This is a genomic window from Kitasatospora sp. NPDC001547 (assembly GCF_042894165.1).
In the GTDB taxonomy this organism is placed as follows: Bacteria; Actinomycetota; Actinomycetes; order Streptomycetales; family Streptomycetaceae; genus Kitasatospora.
On the sequence record NZ_JBIAVL010000010.1, the window covers coordinates 158,214 to 179,964 of the forward strand.

Sequence of the window (21,751 nt, forward strand, 5' to 3'; positions counted from 1 at the left end):
TACGGCGGTGCCCCCGCGGGGACGGGCGGCGCGTCTGGCGGACGCGGCGCGGCCGTACGTTCGTCAGAAGCAACGAACCGCCGCCCCGCCCGGTCACGGTTCGTTGGACGGGCAGACGAGTGAAACCGGACAGCCCGGTAGAATCGGTGTCCAGACACCCCACACCGTCCGCAGCCGCAGCCCCCGCCGGGGAAGCGGGCCCGCGCGACACCTCGATACCGCTGCCGGAAGGCCGTCTGTGTCCTCTGCAATTCCCGTCCAGTCCGCGCCGGACAACGACCCCGTCCTGGTGGTCGACTTCGGCGCCCAGTACGCCCAGCTCATCGCCCGTCGGGTGCGTGAGGCGCGGGTCTACAGCGAGATCGTGCCGAGCAGCATGCCGGTCGCCGAGATGCTCGCCAAGAACCCCAAGGCGATCATCCTCTCCGGCGGCCCGTCGTCGGTCTACGAAGAGGGCGCGCCGCAGATCGACCGCGCGATCTTCGAGGCCGGTGTCCCGGTCTTCGGCATGTGCTACGGCTTCCAGCTGATGGCCAAGAGCCTCGGCGGCACCGTCGACAACAACGGCGCCCGCGAGTACGGCCGCACCCCGCTGACCGTCTCCCGCACCGGCTCCACCCTGTTCGAGGGCGTCCCGGCGCAGCACTCGGTGTGGATGTCGCACGGCGACGCCTGCTCCGCCGCCCCGGAGGGCTTCGAGGTCACCGCCTCCACCGACCTGGTCCCGGTCGCGGCCTTCGAGAACGACGAGGCCCGGCTGTACGGCGTCCAGTACCACCCCGAGGTGCTGCACTCCGACCACGGCCAGCTGGTCCTGGAGCACTTCCTCTACCGCGGCGCCGGCATCGCCCCGACCTGGACCACCGGCAGCGTGGTCGACGAGCAGATCGCCCTGATCCGCGAGCAGGTCGGCGACAAGCGCGCGATCTGCGGCCTGTCCGGCGGCGTGGACTCCGCGGTCGCGGCCGCCCTGGTCAACAAGGCCATCGGCGACCGGCTGACCTGCGTCTACGTCGACCACGGCCTGATGCGCAAGGGCGAGACCGAGCAGGTCGAGAAGGACTTCGTGGCCGCCACCGGCGTCCAGCTGAAGGTCGTCGACGCCTCCGAGCGCTTCCTGAACGCGCTGAAGGGGGTCACCGACCCCGAGGAGAAGCGCAAGATCATCGGCCGTGAGTTCATCCGGGTCTTCGAGCAGGCCCAGGCCGAGATCATCGCCGAGGCCGGCGAGCACGGCGAGTCGGTCGACTTCCTGGTCCAGGGCACCCTGTACCCGGACGTGGTGGAGTCCGGCGGCGGCACCGGCACCGCCAACATCAAGTCCCACCACAACGTCGGCGGCCTGCCCGAGGACCTCCAGTTCCAGCTGGTCGAGCCGCTGCGCAAGCTGTTCAAGGACGAGGTCCGGATGGTCGGCCAGGAGCTGGGCCTGCCGGAGGAGATCGTCCAGCGCCAGCCGTTCCCGGGCCCGGGCCTGGGCATCCGGATCGTCGGCGAGGTCACCAAGGAGCGCCTGGACCTGCTCCGCGACGCCGACGCGATCGCCCGCGAGGAGCTGACCGCGGCCGGCCTGGACCGTGAGATCTGGCAGTGCCCGGTCGTGCTGCTCGCCGACGTCCGCAGCGTGGGCGTGCAGGGCGACGGCCGCACCTACGGCCACCCGATCGTGCTGCGCCCGGTCTCGTCCGAGGACGCCATGACCGCCGACTGGTCGCGCCTGCCGTACGACGTGCTGGCGAAGATCTCCACCCGGATCACCAACGAGGTCCGCGACGTGAACCGCGTCGTCGTCGACGTCACCAGCAAGCCGCCGGGCACCATCGAGTGGGAGTGAGCACTCCCGCCGGCCGGCGGGGCGGGACTCCGTCTCCGTCCTGAGGCCGGTGCCTGAACGGCCGCGCCGTCGTTCCCGTACTGGAGGGAGCGACGGCGCGGCCGTTTGCCGTGCGGGTGCCGCTCTCCGGGAGGGACCTCCCACCGAAAGCGGTCGGGAACGGGCAGAATGCGGACCGGACCTGTCAGGGAGTGGCAGGCGGCGAGGGAAGGTGTGAGGGATGTCGGAGGCCAGCAACGCGGTGCCGGCCGGTGGGGGAGCGGCCGGTCGGGCCGACCGGGTGGCGCGGTGGCGGGCGCTCGCGTCCGGGCACGCGCTGCTGCCGCTGCGGCTCTTCCTCGGCGTCACGTTCGTCTACGCCGCCCTCGACAAGCTCTCCGACGCCCACTTCCTGGCCGGGGCGGGCGACCCGGCCTCCTTCGTCTCGCAGACCCGGGCCGCCAAGGCGGGCGGCAGCCCGATCTCCTTCCTGCTCGGCCCCGCCCTCGACCACCCGACCCTGTTCGCGCTCGCCGTCGCCTTCGGCGAGCTGGCGGTCGGCCTCGGCACCCTGCTCGGCCTCTGGGGCCGGGCCGCCGCGCTCGGCGGCGCGCTGCTCAGCCTCAGCCTGTGGCTGACCGTGAGCTGGAGCGTCGCGCCGTACTACCTCGGCAACGACCTGGCATACCTGATGGCCTGGACCCCGCTGGTGCTGGCCGGCACGCCGTACCTGTCGGTGGACGGCTACCTGGCCCGCCGGGCCGGGCGGGACCGCGCGCGCGGGCTCGGCGAGGACCACGTCAGGCGCCGGGCCCTGGTGGACGGCGGGATCGCGGCCGTCGCGATCGGCGGGGCCGGGCTGCTGGCCGGCTCGCTGACCCGCACCTTCGGCCGGGACCGGTCCGCCGCGCCCGAGCAGTCGGCCGCCCCGGTCTCCGCCGCCCCGGCCCAGGCCCCCGCAGTGCCCGCCGCGAGCGTGCCGGTCGGCGGCTCGGCCCAGGTCAAGGACCCGGCCACCGGGGACGCCGTCTACATCGTCCAGCCCAAGGCCGGCCAGTACTGCGCCTTCTCCGCGGTGTGCACCCACTCCGGCTGCGCCGTGGACGCGCCGAAGAACGGCCAGCTGTACTGCCCCTGCCACGGCTCCCGGTTCGACGCCGCGACCGGTGCGGTGGTCAACGGCCCGGCGGTCAAGCCGCTGCCCAAGTACGCCGTCCGCAAGGACGGCGACCAGTTGACCCTGGGCCCCCAGCAGATCTGAGGGCCCGGAGGGCCGTCGGCGGGGTCACTCCTCGCGGTCGGGCCGGCCGCGCCGGGCCACCGCCGCGACCGCGCCGGCCAGGCCGCCGACGCCGAGCACGATGAAGGTGACCGGGATGACGATCCGCCCGTTCACCGACTGGTCGTTGAGCGCCGCGACCAGGTAGAGCACCGCGATCACGGTGAACAGCGCGCCCGCGATCAGCGAGAACAGGTCGAGCCGGTGCTTCCTCACTGCTGGACCACCTTGATGTTGCCGAGCCCGATTCCGAGTTCGAGATTGAGGGTGCCCTTGGCCGGCTGCCCGTTGGCAGGGCCGATCAGGTAGGTGTGCCGCCCGGTGCCGTCGCTGCGGTCACCGGGCACGGTGACGTTGCCCAGGCCGACCCGGACCACCAGGTTCACCGTCACGTCGTCCGGCACGGTGACGGTCATGTCGCCGGTGCCGAGGTCGGCCTTGGTGGCCAGGGTGGCCCCGGCCGGGTCGACCGCGGAGAGGTCCAGCCTGATCGTCCCGGCGCCCAGGTTGTACCGGTCGTGCAGGTCCGTCGCCGAGGCGACGGTCCACTCGCGATCGCCGACCGCGTCGCGCACGGAGTCCGGCGAGTGGCCGACGAAGGCCAGCGCCAGGGTGAGCAGCAGACCGGTCACCGCCAGCCGGCGGGCCCGGCCGAACTTCGCTCCGACCAGCAGCGTCAGGCCCACCACCAGCAGCGCGGAGGCCAGCACCGTCGCGCCGCGGACGGTGGGGTCGTGGTGGCCGGCGGAGGCGGTCCACACCGCGGTGCCCGCGCCGACCGCCAGCAGGAAGCCGAAGAAGCCGAGCGCCGAGCGCTCCCGGGGGCGCCGGACGGCGGCGGGTTCGGGACGGCGCTCCGCGCGCTCCTTGCGCAGCGGATCGCCCTCCGGCAGGTCGGTGCGCCGCCACCAGGGCTGGGCCGGGGTGCCGACCGGCGGCACCGGGGTGCCGAACGGCGGGGTGGGAGTGCCGTACGGCGGCGTCGGGGTGCCGTACGGCGAGGTCGGGGTGCCCGGGGCGGCGCTGCCGTACGGGTTGCGCTCGGGGTGGCGCGGGTCCCACAGGTAGCCGCCGGCGCCGGGGGCCGGGCCGTCGGCGGGGGCCTTCCCGGCCGACTCGGCCTGCTCCGGCCGCGGCCAGCGGTAGGCCCCGGTGCCGCCGGTGATCCCGGAGCCGCCGGTGCCCTCGCCGTCGGGGAAGTGGCGGTCGTACGGGCCGCCGCGGCGGCGCTCGCGCCCCCGCCCGCGCCCCCGGCGGCGCTCCGGGTCGTAGCGCACCGCCAGGAAGACCAGGGCGGCGAGCAGCAGCAGCGGGAACATCTGGTCCCCGTCGCCCATCGAGGAGAAGAACACCCCGGTGCCGATCACGGTCAGCAGCACCGCGCCGACCGACTGGCCGTCCACCCGCCCGGTGAGCACCCGCTGGAGCTCGGTGCGCCCGCCGCGGCCCTTGGCGTCGTCGTCGGTCGGGACGATCAGCCAGGCCAGGCCGTACAGGAACAGCCCGAGGCCGCCGGAGAGGCAGAGCACCACCGTGACGATCCGGAAGACCACCGGGTCGATGTCCAGGTGCCGGCCGAGGCCGCCGCAGACGCCGGCCACCACGCGGTGGTGCTCGGCCCGGGTCAGTGGCGGGCGATCCGGTTCCGGCGGGGCGGCGGGCCCGGCCTCCTCGATGCGGGGGTCCTCGGTCATGGACACCATCCTTCCGGCAGGGGACGGTCCGGCCCAACCGGGTCGACCCCTGTCCGTACCCTGACTTGTCCCTGATACGGGATGGGGACACACCCTGATGCGCCCGCGGGTGCCCGCGTGGAACCATCGGTGGCGTGGCAGCCCCCGGTACCGATCCCCGATCCATCGCCCCCGACACCGCGCCGTCGGCCGGCGCCGACCCGAGCACGCCCGACGGCGGGCGGCCGCCCTACCGGCGGCTCTACCGCAGCCCGCAGGGGCGGATGCTGGGCGGCGTCGCGCACGGCCTGGCGGTGCACCTCGGGCTGCCGGTGCGGTGGGTGCGGCTGGCCTTCGTCGTGCTGTTCTTCGCCCAGGGGATCGGCGCGCTGCTGTACGCCGCGTTCTGGTTCGTGGTGCCGATCGGCATCGGCGAGCCCTCGCAGCGCGGCGGCGCCCAGTGGGTGTACCTCAACGGGGTGTTCGTCCCGGCCACGCCCGGGCTCCAGGGCGGCCTGCTGAGCAAGGGCGGCGAGAGCGGCGGCTGGGTGGGCCGGATGCGCCGGCTGCTCCAGCACACCCTCCAGGGCGAGCCGGTGGCCGCGCCCGCCGAGGGCGAGGAGGCGACCGGCAAGGGCGGGCAGGGCGGCATCGGCCAGCTCGCCGCCCTGGTGATGACGGTGATCGGCCTGATCGCCCTGCTCAACGTGCTCGGCTGGCAGACCGCCAAGCCGTACACCTGGCCGCTGCTGGCGATCGGCGTCGGCGTGGCGCTGGTCTGGCGGCAGGCCGACGACTCGCGCTGGCAGCGCTGGTTCGGCATCGAGGAGGGCGAGAAGCGGCGCGGCGCCTACACCCGGGTCGGCGCGGGCGTGCTGCTCGCGGTGGCCGGCACCATCGCGCTGCTCGCCATGCAGGGCAGCGGCTCCACGCTCGGCTCGGTGATCGAGGCCTCGCTCGCGGTGCTGGCCGGCGTGCTGGTGCTGCTCGGCCCGTACGGCCTGCGGCTCTGGCAGGACCTCGGGGCCGAGCGCACGGCCCGCATCCGCGCCCAGGAGCGGGCCGAGATCGCCGCGCACATCCACGACTCCGTGCTGCACACCCTGACCCTGATCCAGCGCCGGGCCGAGGACCCCAAGGAGGTGCTGCGGCTGGCCCGCTCGCAGGAGCGCGAGCTGCGGCTGTGGCTGTACCGCCCGGAGGCCGCCGCCGAGGCCGCGCCGGACACCATGGCGGAGACCCTGCGGGCCGCCGTCGCCGAGGTAGAGGACCGGCACGGCGTCCAGGTCGAGCTGGTGATCGTCGGCGACTGCCCGATGGACGAGAGGATCGCGGCGCAGATGCAGGCCGCGAGGGAGGCGACCGTCAACGCGGCCAAGTACGGTGGCGGGGGACCGGTCCAGGTCTACGCCGAGGTCGAGGGGAGGACGGTGTCGGTGTTCGTGCGCGACCACGGCCCCGGCTTCGATCCCGACACGGTGCCCGAGGACCGGATGGGCGTACGGGAGTCGATCATCGGCCGGATGAAGCGCAACGGCGGCACCGCTCGGGTGCGGCCGGCTGCGGGCGGCGGCACCGAGGTCGAGCTGGAGATGGAGAGAACTGATGACTGAGGCAGCTCCGGAGCGTACGGCGCGGGTCGTGCTGGTCGACGACCACCGGATGTTCCGGACGGGGGTCAGGGCCGAGATCGGCCGCACCGAGGTGACCGGCATCGACGTGGTCGGCGAGGCCGACGACGTGGACTCGGCGGTCCGCGTGGTCGCCGAGACCAGGCCGGACGTGGTGCTGCTCGACGTCCACCTGCCGGGCGGCGGCGGCGTCGAGGTGCTGCGCCGCTCGGCCGGGGTGATGGGCGAGCAGGGAGGGGTGAAGTTCCTGGCGCTGTCGGTGTCGGACGCCGCCGAGGACGTCATCGGCGTCATCCGCGGCGGCGCGCGCGGCTACGTCACCAAGACCATCACCGGCACCGACCTGGTGAACGCGGTGTTCCGGATCGCCGACGGCGACGCGGTGTTCTCGCCCCGGCTGGCCGGCTTCGTGCTGGACGCCTTCGCCGCCACCGACACCCCGCCGGTGGACGAGGACCTGGACCGCCTCACCCAGCGCGAGCGCGAGGTGCTGCGCCTGATCGCCCGCGGCTACGCCTACAAGGAGATCGCCAAGCAGCTCTTCATCTCGGTGAAGACCGTCGAGAGCCACGTCTCCGCCGTCCTGCGCAAGCTGCAGCTGAGCAACCGCCACGAGCTGACCCGCTGGGCCACCGCCCGCCGCCTGGTCTGAGCCCGAGCCCACCGACAAGCCCGTCCGCCCCGGGATCTCCCGGGGCGGACGGGCTTGTCGGTGGGTGGCCATAGACTCGATGTGCCATGAGTAGCCTCTTTGACGACCTTCCGCTCCCCGGTTTCGAGGCACCCGCCGCCGGGTCGAAGCAGCCCGCCGCTCCCGCCGACGAGGAGCCCCCGCCGTACGAGGAGGAGGTCCCGTACGACGCGTACGAGGAGGCCATCCCGGACGGGCTGTTCCACACCGACCACGCCGCCGAGGCGGAGCGGGACGCCTGGTACCGCAACGGCGCCGCCCGCACGGTGATCGATCCGGCGCAGCTGCTGGAGGGGATGAACGACCCGCAGCGGGAGGCGGTGCTGCACGCGGGCTCGCCGCTGCTGATCGTGGCCGGCGCCGGCTCCGGCAAGACCCGGGTGCTGACCCACCGGATCGCCCACCTGCTGGGCGCCCGCGGGGTGCAGCCGGGCGAGATCCTGGCGATCACCTTCACCAACAAGGCGGCCGGCGAGATGCGCGAGCGCGTCGAGGCGCTGGTCGGCCCGCGCGCCCGGGCGATGTGGGTCTCCACCTTCCACAGCGCCTGCGTGCGCATCCTGCGCCGCGAGTCCAAGCAGCTGGGCTTCACCTCCAGCTTCTCGATCTACGACTCGGCCGACTCGCAGCGGCTGATGTCGCTGGTCTGCCGGGACCTCGACCTGGACCCGAAGCAGTTCCCGCCGAAGTCCTTCACGGCGAAGATCAGCAACCTCAAGAACGAGCTGATCGACGAGGAGACCTTCGCCGACCAGGCCGCCAACCCGATGGAGAAGAAGCTCGCCGAGGCGTACGCGCTCTACCAGCGGCGGCTGCGCGAGGCCAACGCGCTGGACTTCGACGACATCATCATGACGACGGTGAACCTGCTGCAGGCCTTCCCCGACGTCGCCGAGCACTACCGGCGCCGGTTCCGGCACATCCTGGTCGACGAGTACCAGGACACCAACCACGCCCAGTACATGCTGGTCCGGGAGCTGAGCGGGGGCTCCGTCGCGGCCGCGCCGAAGCGCACCGCGGACGGGGACTTCGTGAACCCGGCGGCCGGGCGGCTGGCCGAGGTGCCGCCGGCCGAGCTGTGCGTGGTCGGTGACGCGGACCAGTCGATCTACGCCTTCCGCGGCGCCACCATCCGCAACATCCTCCAGTTCGAGGAGGACTACCCGAACGCGACCACGATCCTGCTGGAGCAGAACTACCGCTCCACCCAGACCATCCTGAGCGCCGCCAACGCCGTCATCGAGCGCAACGCCAACCGCCGCGAGAAGAAGCTGTGGACGGCCGGCGAGCACGGCGAGAAGGTCATCGGCTACGTCGCGGACGACGAGCACGGCGAGGCCCAGTTCATCGCCGACGAGATCGACCGGCTCACCGACAAGGGCGAGGCCAAGCCCGGCGACGTCGCGATCTTCTACCGGACCAACGCCCAGTCCCGGGTGTTCGAGGAGGTGTTCATCCGGGTCGGCCTGCCGTACAAGGTGGTCGGCGGGGTGCGCTTCTACGAGCGCAAGGAGGTCCGGGACGTCCTGGCGTACCTGCGGGTGCTCTCCAACCCGGAGGACACCGTGCCGCTGCGCCGGATCCTCAACGTGCCCAAGCGCGGCATCGGCGAGCGGGCCGAGGCGATGATCGACGCGCTGGCCGCGCGGGAACGGATCTCCTTCGCCCAGGCGCTGGTCCGGGTGGACGAGGCGTACGGGATGGCCGCGCGCTCGGCCAACGCCGTCAAGAAGTTCAACACCCTGATGGCCGGGCTGCGCCAGGTCGTCGAGTCGGGCGCGGGCCCGGCGGCGGTGCTGGAGGCCGTCCTGGAGGAGACCGGCTACCTGGCCGAGCTCCAGGCCTCCACCGACCCGCAGGACGAGACCCGGGTGGAGAACCTCCAGGAGCTGGCCTCCGTCGCCCTGGAGTACGAGCAGGACCCGGGCGAGCGGCCGGACGCGGGGGAGGAGGGCACCCCGCCGGTCGGCTCGCTGGCCGACTTCCTGGAGCGGGTGGCGCTGGTCGCCGACTCGGACCAGATCCCGGACGAGGACGAGGACGGGCAGGGCGTCATCACGATGATGACCCTGCACACCGCCAAGGGCCTGGAGTTCCCGGTGGTCTTCCTGACCGGCATGGAGGACGGGATCTTCCCGCACATGCGGGCGCTCAACCAGGTCAAGGAGCTGGAGGAGGAGCGCCGGCTCGCGTACGTCGGGCTCACCCGGGCCCGCGAGCGGCTGTACCTGACCCGCTCGGTGCTGCGCAGCGCCTGGGGGCAGCCGGCCTACAACCCGGCCTCCCGGTTCCTGGAGGAGATCCCGGAGGCGCTCGTGGAGTGGAAGCGCACCGGGGCGGCGCAGGCGCCGGTCCAGCGCGGCTACTCCTCGGGCTCGTCCTGGGGCAAGTCCTCGTCCGGGGGCGGAAGTTCGCGCGCCTCGTCGTCGGCGTCGCCGAAGGCCGGCTGGGGGCAGTCGGTGCGGCGCGGCGGCCAGGTGGTGGAGCGCGAGGTCGCCTCGCTCGCGGTCGGCGACCGGGTCACCCACGACAGCTTCGGGCTGGGCACGGTGGTGGCCGTCACGGGCGCCGGCGACCGGGCGCAGGCCACCGTCGACTTCGGCACCGAGGGGCGCAAGCAGCTGCTGCTGCGCTACGCGCCGGTCGAGAAGCTGTAGGGGCCGGCGGCTCGGCCCGGGGCTGCGGGGCCCCGGCGGCTCAGCGCGGGTCCAGCCCGTGGGAGAGGAACCAGGGCAGCGGGTCGATCGGTCCGCTGCCCTGCGGCCGGATCTCGAAGTGCAGGTGCGGGCCGGTGCTGTTGCCGCTGCTGCCGACGAAGGCGATCACGTCGCCCTGCTTCACCGGGCCCTTGCGGACCTTGTACGCCCGCAGGTGGCAGTACCAGGCCTCGGTGCCGTCGGGCATCCGGAGGATCGTCATGTAGCCGTAGAACGGGTTCCACTGGGTGCGGACGGTGCCGTCGGTCACGGCGTAGACCTCGGAACCGCCGTCCACCGGGAAGTCGATGCCGGTGTGCCGGTTGGCCCAGCGGGTGCCGGCCTCGCCGAACAGTTCGCCGAGGCCGTGCCGGGCGACCGGCATGACCACCTCGGGCCTGACCGGCTCGGGCGCCGGTTCGGCGGTGGGCTGCGCGGTCGGGGCCTCGGTGGGCCGGGCGCCGGCCAGCGGCTGGCGGGCGTCGCCGCGGGAGGCCTGGGCCGGTGCGCCGGTCGCGACCGCCTGGGCGGCGGCCGCCTGCGCGGCCGTGGTGCCCGGGTCGGCCTCCACCGCGGACTGCGGGGCCCGTCCGGCGGCCTGGGCGCGCTGCTGGTCGGCCTCCCCCTGCACGGTGACCGCGGCCGCCGCGGCCACTCCGAGCGCGGCCATCGACGGCAGCGCGACCCGCAGCAGCGCCGTCCGGGTGGCCGCCCTGGCGGCGCCGCGGCGCTGGGCGCGGGACTGTTCGCGGGCGGCGAGGCGCAGCTCCGCACGGGTCGGACGGGCGGCTGCATCGGGAGCCATCGGGGGCTGCCTCCTCGGTGGGCCTCGGACGTCGTCGGACGAGGGAAAACAGCCGTGACTGTAGCTCCAAGGCCGACGCCCCGGAAAAACCCCCGGATGTCAAGGGGTCGGCCGGGGGGTCTGTGCGGAGGTTGCGGGAAGGACGGGTATACCCGCTGGTAGCAAGGCCTGGAGCTGTGACTTTGCCCTCCTCTTCGGGGGCGGCACGGTCAACCGGGCCGGGTGGCGCTAACCTCCCCTCAGGTTGGTTATTGACCGTTAACCGCGCCGGCGGCCCACGAGGCCCGGTCGGATGGTGGACGACGACGTCCAGGAGGCAGTCATGAGTGTGTCGGGGCCGATCCGTGTGGTGGTCGCCAAGCCCGGGCTCGACGGTCACGACCGTGGTGCCAAGGTCATCGCGCGCGCCCTGCGCGACGCCGGTATGGAGGTCATCTACACCGGACTGCACCAGACGCCCGAGCAGGTCGTCGACACCGCGATCCAGGAGGACGCGGACGGCATCGGGCTGTCGATCCTCTCCGGTGCCCACATGACGCTGTGCGCGCGGGTGCTGGAGCTGCTGAAGGAGCGCGACGCGGAGGACATCAAGGTCTTCTGCGGCGGGATCATCCCGGACGAGGACATCGCCGAGCTCAAGGCGCTGGGCGTCGCGGACATCTTCACCCCGGGCACGCCGACCCGGGACGTGGTCGCCTGGGTCGAGTCGAACCTGCGGGCCGGCTGAACCACGGCGCGTCGAGCGGGCCGGCCCTTCCCGGGGCCGGCCCGCTCCGTCGTTCCGGGGCGCCCCGGGGGCGTGCGGGAGCCGCGGGCTCAGCCCGCCAGCTCCGCGAGCATCGCCGCCCGGAAGCGCAGGGTGCCGGCCAGCCGGGCGAAGGTCTCGGACCAGGCGGAGTCCGGAGCGGCCCCGGCGGCCAGCTCCTCCACCGCGGCGGCCGTCTCCGGGGCGAGCGCGCGCTCCGTCATCCCGAGCACCCCGCTGTGGCTCCACGGGTACGCCCCGGAGGCCGCCGCCCGGGCCAGCGCGGCCACCACGGCGGTGGACAGCGGCGGCGTCCACGGGGTGGCGCAGGCGCCGAGCAGCTGGAAGGCCTCGCCCAGCCCGTGCACCCCGATGAAGGCGGCCGTCCAGACCGCCCGTTCCTCCGGCGGCAGGACGGCCAGCAGCTTGGCCGGGGAACCGGTGGTGCGCGGCGAGCGGGCCCGCGCACCGCGCTCGGCGACGGGTGCCGGACCGAGCAGCGCCCGGGCCCAGTCGGCGTCCTGCTGGCGGACGGCGGCCCGCGCCCAGGCCTCCCGCAGGTCGTCGGCCCAGCTGCTGGTGGTCTCGTCGATGCTGTCGCCGACCCGCAGGGCGAGCAGCTGTTCGGGCGTCAGCCCGGTGCTCCGCGGCCACAGCGACAGCGGCGCGGCGGCCACCACCTCGCCGAACCACCAGGCCCGTTCGCCGCGCCCGGTGGGCGACTTGGGCGCGATCCCGTCGCGCTGCATCTGCGCGTCGCACTCGGCGGGCGGGGTGACCAGCAGGTGGGTGCCGGTGTCGGCGAGCCGGACGGCGGCCCGCGCCCGCTCGGCCATCCGGCGGGCCAGCGCCGAGCCGGGCAGGGTGGAGAGCAGCTCGGCGGCGGTGGCCCGGACGTTCTTGCTGCGGTCGCCGAGGGCGGCCTCCAGGAAGGGTTCGTCGTCGGCGGAGAGACCGTCCTGCAGGGCGTCCAGGAAGAGCAGGCGGTCCTCGGCGCGCTCGGTGGACCAGGTGCCGCGCAGCAGCTCCAGGCCGGCCGCCGGGTCGCGGCGGCGCAGCAGCGTGAGGTGGGTGACCCGCTCGGCGAACAGGCCCTCGTGCCAGAGCCGGTCGTCCGTGGGCTGCCGCGGCAGCTCGGGGGTGGCGGTGCGCAGCACGAACCGCCAGTCGGGGTTCCGCTCGGCCAGCCAGCGGCCCAGCGGACCGGCCAACGCCACGGCGTCGGGCCGCAGTTCGCTGCGGGCCCGGGCGGCGTCGAGCAGACCGGGTACCAGTGCGGCGGGCGGGCGCAGGCCGCGCTCCCGGGCGGTGTCGAGCCACTGCGGCAGCAGCTCGGCCAGGTTGGCCAGGGTGCCGCCGCCGCTGCCGGTCCGCCCCGAGAGCAGGACGGCCAGCCGGCGGGCGGCCGGCTCGGGCAGCTCCGGCCGCGGGTCCTCGGCCGCGGGCGGGCCGGGCGGCTCGGTGGCCGGTACCGGCAGCGCGCCGGCCCGGCGGCGGACGGTGGCCAGCGCGGCCAGCTCCAACAGGGCGGTGGCCGGATCGCCCTGGTCCACGGCGTCGGCGAACGGCAGGGCGGTGGCCGGGAGCGGGCGGCGGTCGGTGCCGAGCAGGGCGGTGGTGTGCAGCGTCTCCCACGGGTCCTGGGTGATCGTCATGCCGGGTTCTCCTAAGCGTTGGTGAGGCCGACCGGGCGTCGGCCGGCGGCCCAGGCCGTGACCGGGGCGAAGCCCTGGTGGCCGTACTCGCCGAAGACCGTCAGCGGGCGGCCGGTGGAGACCGCGGCCAGCCGCCACAGCGCGGCCTCCGGGACGGACGGGGTGCGGACCGGCACGGTGTGGTGGCCGTCCGTCAGGAACCAGCCGTCCGGGGCGTGCACCGGGACGACGCCGTCGAGCACGGTCGGGCTGCTCTCCAGCCACGGGTCGTCGGCGACCGCCGTGCCGTAGCCGGCCACCGCCTCGGCGACGGTGAGCCCGGCGGGCGGGTCGGCGGGGCCCGGCTCGGGGGCGCCGTAGCGCTCGCCGAGGGTGGCGCGCAGCGGGTGGGCGCCGGGGTGGTAGGCGAGGTCGGCCTCCACCAGGTGGCCGGTGGGCAGGGCGAGGGCGGGCGCCTGGCCGGGGCGGCCGAAGGAGAGCAGCAGCGCCGGGCGGCCGGTCTTGGCGCCGCGCAGCCAGATCCGGCGGCTGACGAGCCGCTCGTCGGCGCCCCCTTCCAGCGGTGCCGTCCGGCTGCCGAGCACCAGCCAGCGGTCGCGGACGGTGGGGCCGGCCAGCACCTCGGTCGACTCCACGGTGTAGCCGACCCGGGTGCGGACGGTGGCGGCCAGCTCGGCCGGCAGTTCGTCCGTCCGGGTGGCGGCGGTGGCGAGCAGGTGCAGCATCGCGTACTCCTCCAGCAGCCGCTCCTGCGGCAGCGCGTCCAGCTCCCGGACCCGGGTGGCCAGGCCGGGGGCCTGCGCGTCGACCATCCGGGCGGCGACCTCCTCCCAGGGCCCGGCGGTGGACTGGTCGGCCAGGCCGTGCCGGACCCGGTCCGCCAGCCGCAGCCGCAGTTCGGCGGCCCCGGCCGCGACCCGGGCGCCGCGCTTCTCGGCCCGGCGCCGGGCGGCCTCCGGATCGAGCGACTCCTTCGCGCGCTTCTCGGCGCGGTCCCGGCGGGACGTGAGCCACTCGGCCACCCAGTCGGCGGGCTCGCCGGCCGGGACGGCCTGAGGGGTGCCGCTCCACAGCAGGAGGAGCCCGAGCGCGTGCTTGCACGGGAACTTCCGGCTGGGGCAGCTGCACTGGTAGGCGGGCGTGGCGAGCTCGATCGCGGTGCGGTACGGCGTGCGGCCGCTGCCCTTGCACTCGCCCCACAGCGCGGTGCCGTCGGTGCCGGTGCCGGACCACGGCGCGGGCGCGGAGAGCTTGCCCGCCGCCTTCCGCGAGGCGGCGTCAGGCGCCAGGGACAGGACGTGTTCGGTGCTCCAGCGTTCCTCCATGCGACCGACCGTAGGCGGCGCCACTGACAGCGGCTGACGGGTCGTCCGGAACCCCGCCGGGGCGGCGGCCGATGTCAGTGGCTCGGTGCAGGGTGGTTCCCACAGGCCGGGACGCCGACCTGGCTCCCCCCGCGATCACCCTGCCGTCCAGGGCACCCGTGTGCCCGGCGGCCGACCCGAAGGAGCCCCCATGACAGACGTTCTGCGGCAGCACGCCGAGGACGCCTTCGCCGGTGAACTGGCCGCGCTGGCCGCGCAGGACGACCGTCCGCGCCCCGAGCGCTGGAAGCTCTCGCCGTGGGCCGTGGCGACGTACCTGCTCGGCGGCGAACTGCCCGACGGCACCCGGATCACCCCCAAGTACATCGGCCCGCGCCGGGTCGTCGAGGTCGCCGTGACGACCCTGGCGACGGACCGCGCGCTGCTGCTGCTCGGTGTGCCCGGCACCGCGAAGACCTGGGTGTCCGAGCACCTCGCCGCGGCGATCAGCGGCGACTCCACGATGCTGGTGCAGGGCACCGCCGGCACCCCCGAGGAGGCCGTCCGGTACGGCTGGAACTACGCCCAGCTGCTGACCCACGGGCCCAGCCGGGACGCCCTGGTGCCCTCGCCGCTGATGCGGGCGATGGCCGAGGGCAGGATCGCCCGGGTCGAGGAGCTCACCCGCATCCCGGCCGACGTGCAGGACAGCCTGATCACCATCCTGTCCGAGAAGACGCTCCCGATACCGGAGTTGGGCACCGAGACCCAGGCGGTGCGCGGCTTCAACGTGATCGCCACCGCCAACGACCGCGACCGCGGCGTCAACGAGCTGTCCAGCGCGCTGCGCCGCCGCTTCAACACCGTGGTGCTGCCGCTGCCGTCCTCGCTGGACGAGGAGGTCGACATCGTCACCCGCCGGGTCAACCAGCTCGGCCGCTCCCTGGACCTGCCCGAACTCCCGGGCGGCGCCGACGAGATCAGGCGGGTGGTCACCGTCTTCCGCGAGCTGCGGGCCGGGATCACGGCGGACGGCCGGACGAAGGTCAAGACCCCGAGCGGCACCCTTTCCACCGCCGAGGCGATCTCGGTGGTGACCAACGGGCTCGCCCTGGCCACCCACTTCGGCGACGGCGTGCTGCGCGCCGGGGACGTGACGGCCGGCATCCTCGGCGCCGTCGTCCGCGACCCGGTGGCGGACCGGGCGGTCTGGCGCGAGTACGTCGAAGGGGTGGTGCGCGAGCGCGACGGCTGGAAGGACTTCTACCGCGCCGCCCGCGAGGTGACGGCACCGTGAGCGGGCGGAGCGTGCGGACCGTCAGGAGGCGCGGGTTGCGCGAAGCGCCCGCCGTACGAAGCGAGGTGGGAGCATGAGCGCCGAGGTCGCCCTCCTCGGCATCCGCCACCACGGCCCCGGCTCGGCCCGGGCGGTGGCCGCCGCGCTGGCGCGGTGGCGGCCGGACGCGGTGCTGGTCGAGGGCCCGCCGGAGGCCGACGGCATCGTCCACCTGGCAGCCGCGAAGGACCTGGTCCCGCCGGTGGCGCTGCTCGCCCACGCGGTGGACGACCCGGCCAGGGCCGCCTTCTGGCCGTACGCCGAGTTCTCCCCGGAGTGGGTGGCGATCCGGCACGCCGTGGAGCACGACCTGCCGGTCCGCTTCATCGACCTGCCCGCCGGGTACGGCTTCGCGCCGGCCCCGGAGGACGCCGCCGCCGAGGACACCGGGGAGGACGGCGCCGGGCCGGTCGCCGACCCGCTGGCGCTGCTCGCCGAGGCGGCCGGGCACGACGACGCGGAGCGCTGGTGGGAGGACGTGGTCGAGCATCGCGCGCCCGGCGGCGACGCGCTGGCGCCGTTCGCCGCCGTCGCCGAGGCGATGGGCGCGCTGCGCGCCGAGGGCCTCGGCGAGTCCCGCCGGGACCAGCTGCGCGAGGCGTACATGCGCCAGCAGATCCGCGCCGCCCGCCGCGCCGGGCACCAGCGGATCGCCGTGGTCTGCGGGGCCTTCCACGTCCCCGCGCTGGAGACGATGCCCACCGTCGCCCACGACCGGGCGCTGCTCGCCGGGCTGCCGAAGAAGGTACGCACGGACATCACCTGGGTGCCGTGGACGCACCGCCGGCTCTCCCAGAGCACCGGCTACGGCGCGGGCGTGCAGTCGCCCGGCTGGTACCACCACCTGTTCACCACCGACGGGGACCCGGTGCCGCGCTGGCTCACCCGGGCCGCCGAGCTGCTGCGCGCCGAGGACCACCCGGTCTCCTCCGCGCACGTGATCGAGGCCGTCCGGCTCGCCGAGAGCCTGGCCGTGCTGCGCGGCCGCCCGCTCGCGGGGCTGACCGAGACCCTGGACGCCGTGCGCGCGGTGCTCTGCGAGGGCTCCGACGTCGCCCTGGAACTGGTCCGGGACCGCCTGGTGGTCGGCGACGCGCTCGGCGAGGTCCCGGACGCCGCACCGGCGGTGCCGCTCCAGCGCGACCTGACCCGGCTGCAGCGCTCGCTGCGGCTCAAGCCCGAGGCCGCGCCGAAGGACGTCGACCTCGACCTGCGCAAGGACACCGACGCGGCCCGCTCCCGGCTGCTGCACCGGCTGCGGCTGCTGGGCGTGGACTGGGGCGTGCCCGCGCGCTCCTCGGTGAACTCGACCGGGACGTTCCGGGAGAGTTGGCGGCTCTGCTGGCAGCCCGAGTTCGCGGTGCGGATCGCCGAGGCAGCCCAGTGGGGCACCACGGTCGAGGAGGCGGCGGCCAACAAGGCCGTCGGCACCGCGCGCGCCGCCGAAGAGCTCGCCGAGCTGACCGGCCTGGTGGAGACCTGCCTGCTGGCCGGGCTGTCCGGCGCGCTGCCCGCGGTGATGCGGGTGCTGGCCGACTGCGCGGCCCTGGACACCGACGTCGCCCACCTCGCGGGCGCGCTGCCGGCGCTGGTCCGCGCGCTGCGCTACGGCGACGTGCGCGGCACCGACCACGGCGCGCTCGCCGAGGCCGCCTCGGGCCTGGCCGAGCGGATCTGCGTCGGGCTGCCGCCCGCCTGCGTCGGCCTGGACGCGGACAGCGCGGCGGCGATGCGCGGCCGCCTCGACGAGGTGCACGGTGCGATCGGCCTGCTGGCCGCCGGTCCCGCCGCCGAGGCCACCACCACCGACACCGCCGCCGCCGGCACAGACACCGACACCGACACCGGCACCGAAACCGCCGGCACCGCGCCGGACCCCGACGGCCTGGCCGGCCTGGCCGACCGCTGGGCCGCCGCCCTGGGCTCGCTGGCCCGCCGCGAACCGGCCGGCGGACCGGCCACCGGCGCCCCCGGGCTGCTGCGCGGCCGGGCCGTACGGCTGCTGCTGGACGACGGCCGGCTCGACTCCGAGGAGGCGGGACGACGGCTCCGGCTGGTGCTCTCCGTCGCCAGCGCCCCGGCGGACGCGGCCGGTTGGGTCGAGGGCTTCCTGACCGGCGGCGGAGCCCTGCTGCTGCACGACCCGAGGCTGCTCGCCCTGCTGGACGAGTGGCTGACCGGAGTGAGCGGCGAGGTCTTCACCGACGTCCTGCCGCTGCTGCGCCGCACCTTCGCCGGACTGGAGGCGGGCGTGCGCACCACCATCGGCGGCCGGGTCGCGGCCGGCCCGCTCGGCGAGCCCCCGGCCGCCCGGTCCGAGGCCGGCGAACTGGACCGGGCCCGCGCCGACGCCGCCGTCCCGGTGGTGGCCCTGCTGCTCGGCATCCGGCCGAGGATCCCCCGGCAGACCGCCGGCCGCGACACCTGACACCCGGCACCCGGCACCGCCGCAGTGCCGTACCCCGCCGCGACGCACCGCCGCGGCCCGCACCGCACCGAGCGCCTGCCCCGCCGCAGGACCCGCTGAAGGAGGAGGACGAGATGGCAGCGCCCACGACCGACGAACGGCTGCGCCGCTGGCGGCTGGTGCTCGGCGGCGAGGCCGACGGCACCGGCTGCACCCTGCGCGGCCGTGACGCCGCGATGGACGGCGCCCTCGCCGCGCTCTACCGCGGCGCCCCCGACGAGGGCGCCCGAACCGGCCGCGGCGGCCGCCGCAGCGCCGGGCTGGGCGGCTCGGCCCCGCAGGTGGCCCGCTGGCTGGGCGACATCCGCGAGTACTTCCCGTCCACCGTCGTGCAGCTGATGCAGCAGGACGCGATCAGCCGGCTCGGCCTGGACCGGCTGCTGCTGGAGCCGGAGATGCTGGAGGCCGTCGAGCCGGACGTGCACCTGGTCGGCACCCTGCTGTCGCTCAAGCACGCGCTGCCCGAGACCACCCGGGAGACCGCCCGGGCGGTGGTCGGCAAGGTGGTCGCGGACCTGGAGCGCCGGCTCGCCGACCGCACCCGGGCCACCCTCGGCGGCGCCCTCGACCGCAGCGCCAAGGTCAACCGTCCCCGCCACCGCGACATCGACTGGGACCGCACCATCCGGGCCAACCTGAAGAACTACCTGCCCGAGCACGGCACCGTCGTCCCGGAGCGGCTGGTCGGCTACGCCCGCGCCCAGCGCGCGGTGAAGAAGGACGTCATCCTCTGCATCGACCAGTCCGGCTCGATGGCGCCGTCGGTCGTCCACTCGGCGGTGTTCGGCGCGGTGCTCGCCTCGATGCGCACCCTGGACACCCGGCTGGTCGTCTTCGACACCTCGGTGGTCGACCTCACCGAACAGCTCACCGACCCGGTCGACGTCCTGTTCGCCACCCGGCTCGGCGGCGGCACCGACATCAACCGCGCGCTCGCCTACTGCCAGTCGAAGATCACCCGGCCGTCCGAGACCGTCGTGGTGTTGATCAGCGACCTGTACGAGGGCGGCATCCGGGACGGCATGCTCAAGCGGGTCGCCGCGATGAAGGCGGCCGGCGTCCAGTTCATCGCCCTGCTCGCGCTCTCCGACGAGGGGGCCCCGGCGTACGACCACGCGCACGCCGCCGCCCTGGCCTCGCTCGGCGCGCCGGCCTTCGCCTGCACCCCGGACGCGTTCCCGGAGATCATGGCCGCGGCCATCGAGAAGCGCCCGATCCCGGTCCCGCCGCAGGGCGGGTGAGGCGTTCACCCGAACGCGTCAATCCGCTCGATCGGTGGACCGGCCGCCGACCCCGTCCCGCCGGGCATTCTGTGACGGTTCTCACCCGTGCCGGGCAGGCCCCGGGCGGAACAGGCCCGTCCCACGGGGATAACCTGCCAGACGGACGTGACGCGCGTGTTGATTGACGTGTGCGCCCGTGGCTGTGTGGGCCGCAAGGCCGTACCTCTGCGTACCCGCACAAGCCCCGACGACCCGCAGCGAAGATCCTGCCGTGGCACGCTCGTAGAGACACAATCCGCGACCACGAACAAGGACAAACACGTGGACCTGTTCGAGTACCAGGCGAGGGACCTCTTCGCCAAGCACGGCGTGCCCGTGCTTGACGGCGATGTCATCGAGACCGCCGCAGACGCTGCCGCCATCGCGGAGCGCTTCGGCGGCCGCGCCGTCGTCAAGGCTCAGGTGAAGGTGGGCGGCCGAGGCAAGGCCGGCGGCGTCAAGCTCGCCGCCGACCCGGCGGACGCCGTCGCCAAGGCCGAGCAGATCCTCGGCATGGACATCAAGGGCCACACCGTTCACAAGGTGATGCTGGCCCAGACCGCGGACATCAAGGACGAGTACTACGTCTCGTTCCTGCTGGACCGCACCAACCGCACCTTCCTGGCCATGGCCAGCGTCGAGGGCGGCGTGGAGATCGAGGTCGTCGCCGAGCAGAACCCCGACGCGCTCGCCAAGATCCCGGTCGACGCCAACGAGGGCTGCACCCCGGAGAAGGCCGCCGAGATCGTCGCCGCGGCGAAGTTCCCGGCCGAGGTCGCCGACCAGGTCGCCGAGGTCCTCCAGAAGCTGTGGACCGTCTTCATCAAGGAGGACGCCCTCCTCGTCGAGGTCAACCCGCTGATCAAGTCCGGCGAGGGCAAGATCATCGCGCTCGACGGCAAGGTCTCCCTGGACGAGAACGCCGAGTTCCGCCAGCCGGAGCACGAGGCGCTCGAGGACAAGGCCGCGGCCAACCCGCTCGAGGCGGCCGCCAAGGCCAAGGGCCTGAACTACGTCAAGCTCGACGGCCAGGTCGGCATCATCGGCAACGGCGCGGGCCTCGTCATGAGCACCCTCGACGTGGTCGCCTACGCCGGTGAGAACCACGGCGGCGTCAAGCCCGCCAACTTCCTCGACATCGGCGGCGGCGCCTCCGCCGAGGTGATGGCGAACGGCCTGGAGATCATCCTGGGCGACCCCGACGTCAAGTCGGTCTTCGTCAACGTCTTCGGCGGCATCACCGCGTGCGACGCGGTCGCCAACGGCATCGTGCAGGCCCTGGCACTCCTCGAGGGCAAGGGCGAGAACGTCACCAAGCCGCTGGTCGTCCGTCTGGACGGCAACAACGCGGAGCTGGGTCGCAAGATCCTCGACGACGCCAACCACCCGCTGGTCCAGCGCGTGGACACCATGGACGGCGCCGCTGACCGCGCCGCCGAGCTGGCCAACAAGTAAGGAAGGGGACTTAACACCATGGCTATCTTCCTTACCAAGGACAGCAAGGTCATCGTCCAGGGCATGACCGGCGCCGAGGGCATGAAGCACACCCGCCGCATGCTCGCCTCCGGCACCCGGATCGTCGGCGGCGTGAACCCGCGCAAGGCCGGCACCACGGTCGACGTCGACGGCACCGAGATCCCGGTCTTCGGCTCCGTCGCCGAGGCCATGAAGGAGACCGGCGCCGACGTCTCCGTCCTCTTCGTGCCGCCGGCCTTCACCAAGGCCGCCGTCGTCGAGGCCATCGACGCCGAGATCCCGCTGGCCGTCGTCATCACCGAGGGCGTCCCGGTGCACGACACCGCCGCCTTCTGGGCGCACGCCGGTGCCAAGGGCAACAAGACCCGCATCATCGGCCCGAACTGCCCCGGCCTGATCAGCCCCGGCCAGTCGAACGCCGGCATCATTCCGGCCGACATCACCAAGGCCGGCAAGATCGGCCTGGTCTCGAAGTCCGGCACCCTGACCTACCAGCTCATGTACGAGCTGCGGGACATCGGCTTCACCTCGGCCGTCGGCATCGGTGGCGACCCGGTCATCGGCACCACCCACATCGACGCGCTCAAGGCCTTCCAGGAGGACCCGGAGACCGAGCTCATCGTCATGATCGGTGAGATCGGTGGCGACGCCGAGGAGCGTGCCGCGGACTTCATCAAGGCGAACGTGACCAAGCCGGTCGTCGGCTACGTCGCGGGCTTCACCGCCCCCGAGGGCAAGACCATGGGCCACGCCGGCGCCATCGTCTCCGGCTCCTCGGGCACCGCCCAGGCGAAGAAGGAGGCCCTCGAGGCCGCCGGTGTCAAGGTCGGCAAGACGCCGTCCGAGACCGCCCGCCTGGCCCGCGAGATCATCGCCGCCCAGGGCTGATCCCGCCCCGCGCGTGACGAGCGCCCCCGC

At 74.4% G+C, this 21,751-nt stretch carries 16 protein-coding genes; 11 read left to right on the top strand and 5 right to left on the bottom strand.

Annotated elements, in window-relative coordinates; all coding sequences use genetic code 11:
• Window positions 1-238 precede the first annotated feature (238 nt).
• Both guaA and ACFY0X_RS20155 read left to right on the top strand, forming a co-directional pair.
• Window positions 239-1,834 carry a glutamine-hydrolyzing GMP synthase gene (gene guaA / locus ACFY0X_RS20150; RefSeq protein WP_387756412.1) on the top strand — a complete coding sequence of 532 codons (1,596 nt, stop codon included), beginning with the start codon at window positions 239-241 and terminating at the stop codon, window positions 1,832-1,834.
• A gap of 220 nt (window positions 1,835-2,054) precedes the next feature.
• Window positions 2,055-3,074, top strand: coding sequence for a Rieske (2Fe-2S) protein (locus ACFY0X_RS20155; RefSeq protein ID WP_387756414.1), 1,020 nt, complete (start codon window positions 2,055-2,057; stop codon window positions 3,072-3,074).
• Window positions 3,075-3,098: 24 nt separating this feature from the next.
• Here the strand turns inward: ACFY0X_RS20155 and ACFY0X_RS20160 are convergent, their stop codons facing one another.
• Window positions 3,099-3,308, bottom strand: a complete 210-nt coding sequence (locus ACFY0X_RS20160; RefSeq protein ID WP_049661234.1) for a hypothetical protein — start codon at window positions 3,306-3,308, stop codon at window positions 3,099-3,101.
• Window positions 3,305-4,786, bottom strand: a complete 1,482-nt coding sequence (locus ACFY0X_RS20165; protein WP_387756417.1) for a PspC domain-containing protein — start codon at window positions 4,784-4,786, stop codon at window positions 3,305-3,307. Before ACFY0X_RS20165 ends, ACFY0X_RS20160 begins: the two co-directional genes overlap by 4 nt.
• A 134-nt stretch (window positions 4,787-4,920) precedes the next feature.
• Here ACFY0X_RS20165 and ACFY0X_RS20170 point away from each other — a divergent pair, with 134 nt between their 5' ends.
• The 3 genes from ACFY0X_RS20170 (at window position 4,921) to pcrA (ending at window position 9,744) form a co-directional block, all read left to right on the top strand.
• Window positions 4,921-6,378: a PspC domain-containing protein gene (locus ACFY0X_RS20170; RefSeq protein ID WP_387756419.1), complete on the top strand. Its 1,458-nt coding sequence runs from the start codon at window positions 4,921-4,923 to the stop codon at window positions 6,376-6,378.
• Window positions 6,371-7,048, top strand: coding sequence for a LuxR C-terminal-related transcriptional regulator (locus tag ACFY0X_RS20175; RefSeq protein ID WP_380735377.1), 678 nt, complete (start codon window positions 6,371-6,373; stop codon window positions 7,046-7,048). The genes ACFY0X_RS20170 and ACFY0X_RS20175 overlap by 8 nt, the downstream gene beginning before the upstream one ends.
• Before the next feature lie 86 nt (window positions 7,049-7,134).
• Window positions 7,135-9,744, top strand: a complete 2,610-nt coding sequence (gene pcrA / locus ACFY0X_RS20180; RefSeq protein ID WP_387756422.1) for a DNA helicase PcrA — start codon at window positions 7,135-7,137, stop codon at window positions 9,742-9,744.
• A 40-nt stretch (window positions 9,745-9,784) separates the two neighbouring features.
• On the opposite strand, the gene ACFY0X_RS20185 is transcribed toward pcrA, so the two are convergent.
• Window positions 9,785-10,588: a M23 family metallopeptidase gene (locus ACFY0X_RS20185; RefSeq protein ID WP_387756424.1), complete on the bottom strand. Its 804-nt coding sequence runs from the start codon at window positions 10,586-10,588 to the stop codon at window positions 9,785-9,787.
• 322 nt (window positions 10,589-10,910) lie between these two features.
• Between ACFY0X_RS20185 and ACFY0X_RS20190 the strand changes: the two genes are divergently transcribed.
• Window positions 10,911-11,315: a cobalamin B12-binding domain-containing protein gene (locus ACFY0X_RS20190; RefSeq protein WP_049660544.1), complete on the top strand. Its 405-nt coding sequence runs from the start codon at window positions 10,911-10,913 to the stop codon at window positions 11,313-11,315.
• A gap of 89 nt (window positions 11,316-11,404) precedes the next feature.
• Here the strand turns inward: ACFY0X_RS20190 and ACFY0X_RS20195 are convergent, their stop codons facing one another.
• Both ACFY0X_RS20195 and ACFY0X_RS20200 read right to left on the bottom strand, forming a co-directional pair.
• Window positions 11,405-12,988, bottom strand: coding sequence for a DUF5691 domain-containing protein (locus tag ACFY0X_RS20195; protein ID WP_387756427.1), 1,584 nt, complete (start codon window positions 12,986-12,988; stop codon window positions 11,405-11,407).
• A gap of 11 nt (window positions 12,989-12,999) precedes the next feature.
• Entirely contained in the window at window positions 13,000-14,313 is a 1,314-nt protein-coding gene (locus ACFY0X_RS20200) for an SWIM zinc finger family protein (protein ID WP_387756429.1), read from the bottom strand.
• 190 nt (window positions 14,314-14,503) lie between these two features.
• Between ACFY0X_RS20200 and ACFY0X_RS20205 the strand changes: the two genes are divergently transcribed.
• The 5 genes from ACFY0X_RS20205 (at window position 14,504) to sucD (ending at window position 21,721) form a co-directional block, all read left to right on the top strand.
• Window positions 14,504-15,589, top strand: a complete 1,086-nt coding sequence (locus tag ACFY0X_RS20205) for an AAA family ATPase (protein WP_387756431.1) — start codon at window positions 14,504-14,506, stop codon at window positions 15,587-15,589.
• Between the two features lie 73 nt (window positions 15,590-15,662).
• Window positions 15,663-18,056 (top strand): DUF5682 family protein, encoded by a 2,394-nt coding sequence (locus ACFY0X_RS20210; protein WP_387756433.1) that lies wholly within the window; start codon window positions 15,663-15,665, stop codon window positions 18,054-18,056.
• A 113-nt stretch (window positions 18,057-18,169) separates the two neighbouring features.
• Complete coding sequence (locus tag ACFY0X_RS20215; RefSeq protein WP_387756435.1) at window positions 18,170-19,336, top strand: VWA domain-containing protein; 1,167 nt, start codon at window positions 18,170-18,172, stop codon at window positions 19,334-19,336.
• Window positions 19,337-19,639: 303 nt separating this feature from the next.
• A complete protein-coding gene (gene sucC / locus ACFY0X_RS20220) occupies window positions 19,640-20,812 on the top strand; it encodes an ADP-forming succinate--CoA ligase subunit beta (protein ID WP_387756437.1) in 1,173 nt (390 codons plus the stop codon).
• Between the two features lie 18 nt (window positions 20,813-20,830).
• Complete coding sequence (gene sucD / locus ACFY0X_RS20225) at window positions 20,831-21,721, top strand: succinate--CoA ligase subunit alpha (RefSeq protein WP_387756439.1); 891 nt, start codon at window positions 20,831-20,833, stop codon at window positions 21,719-21,721.
• Window positions 21,722-21,751: the final 30 nt, after the last annotated feature.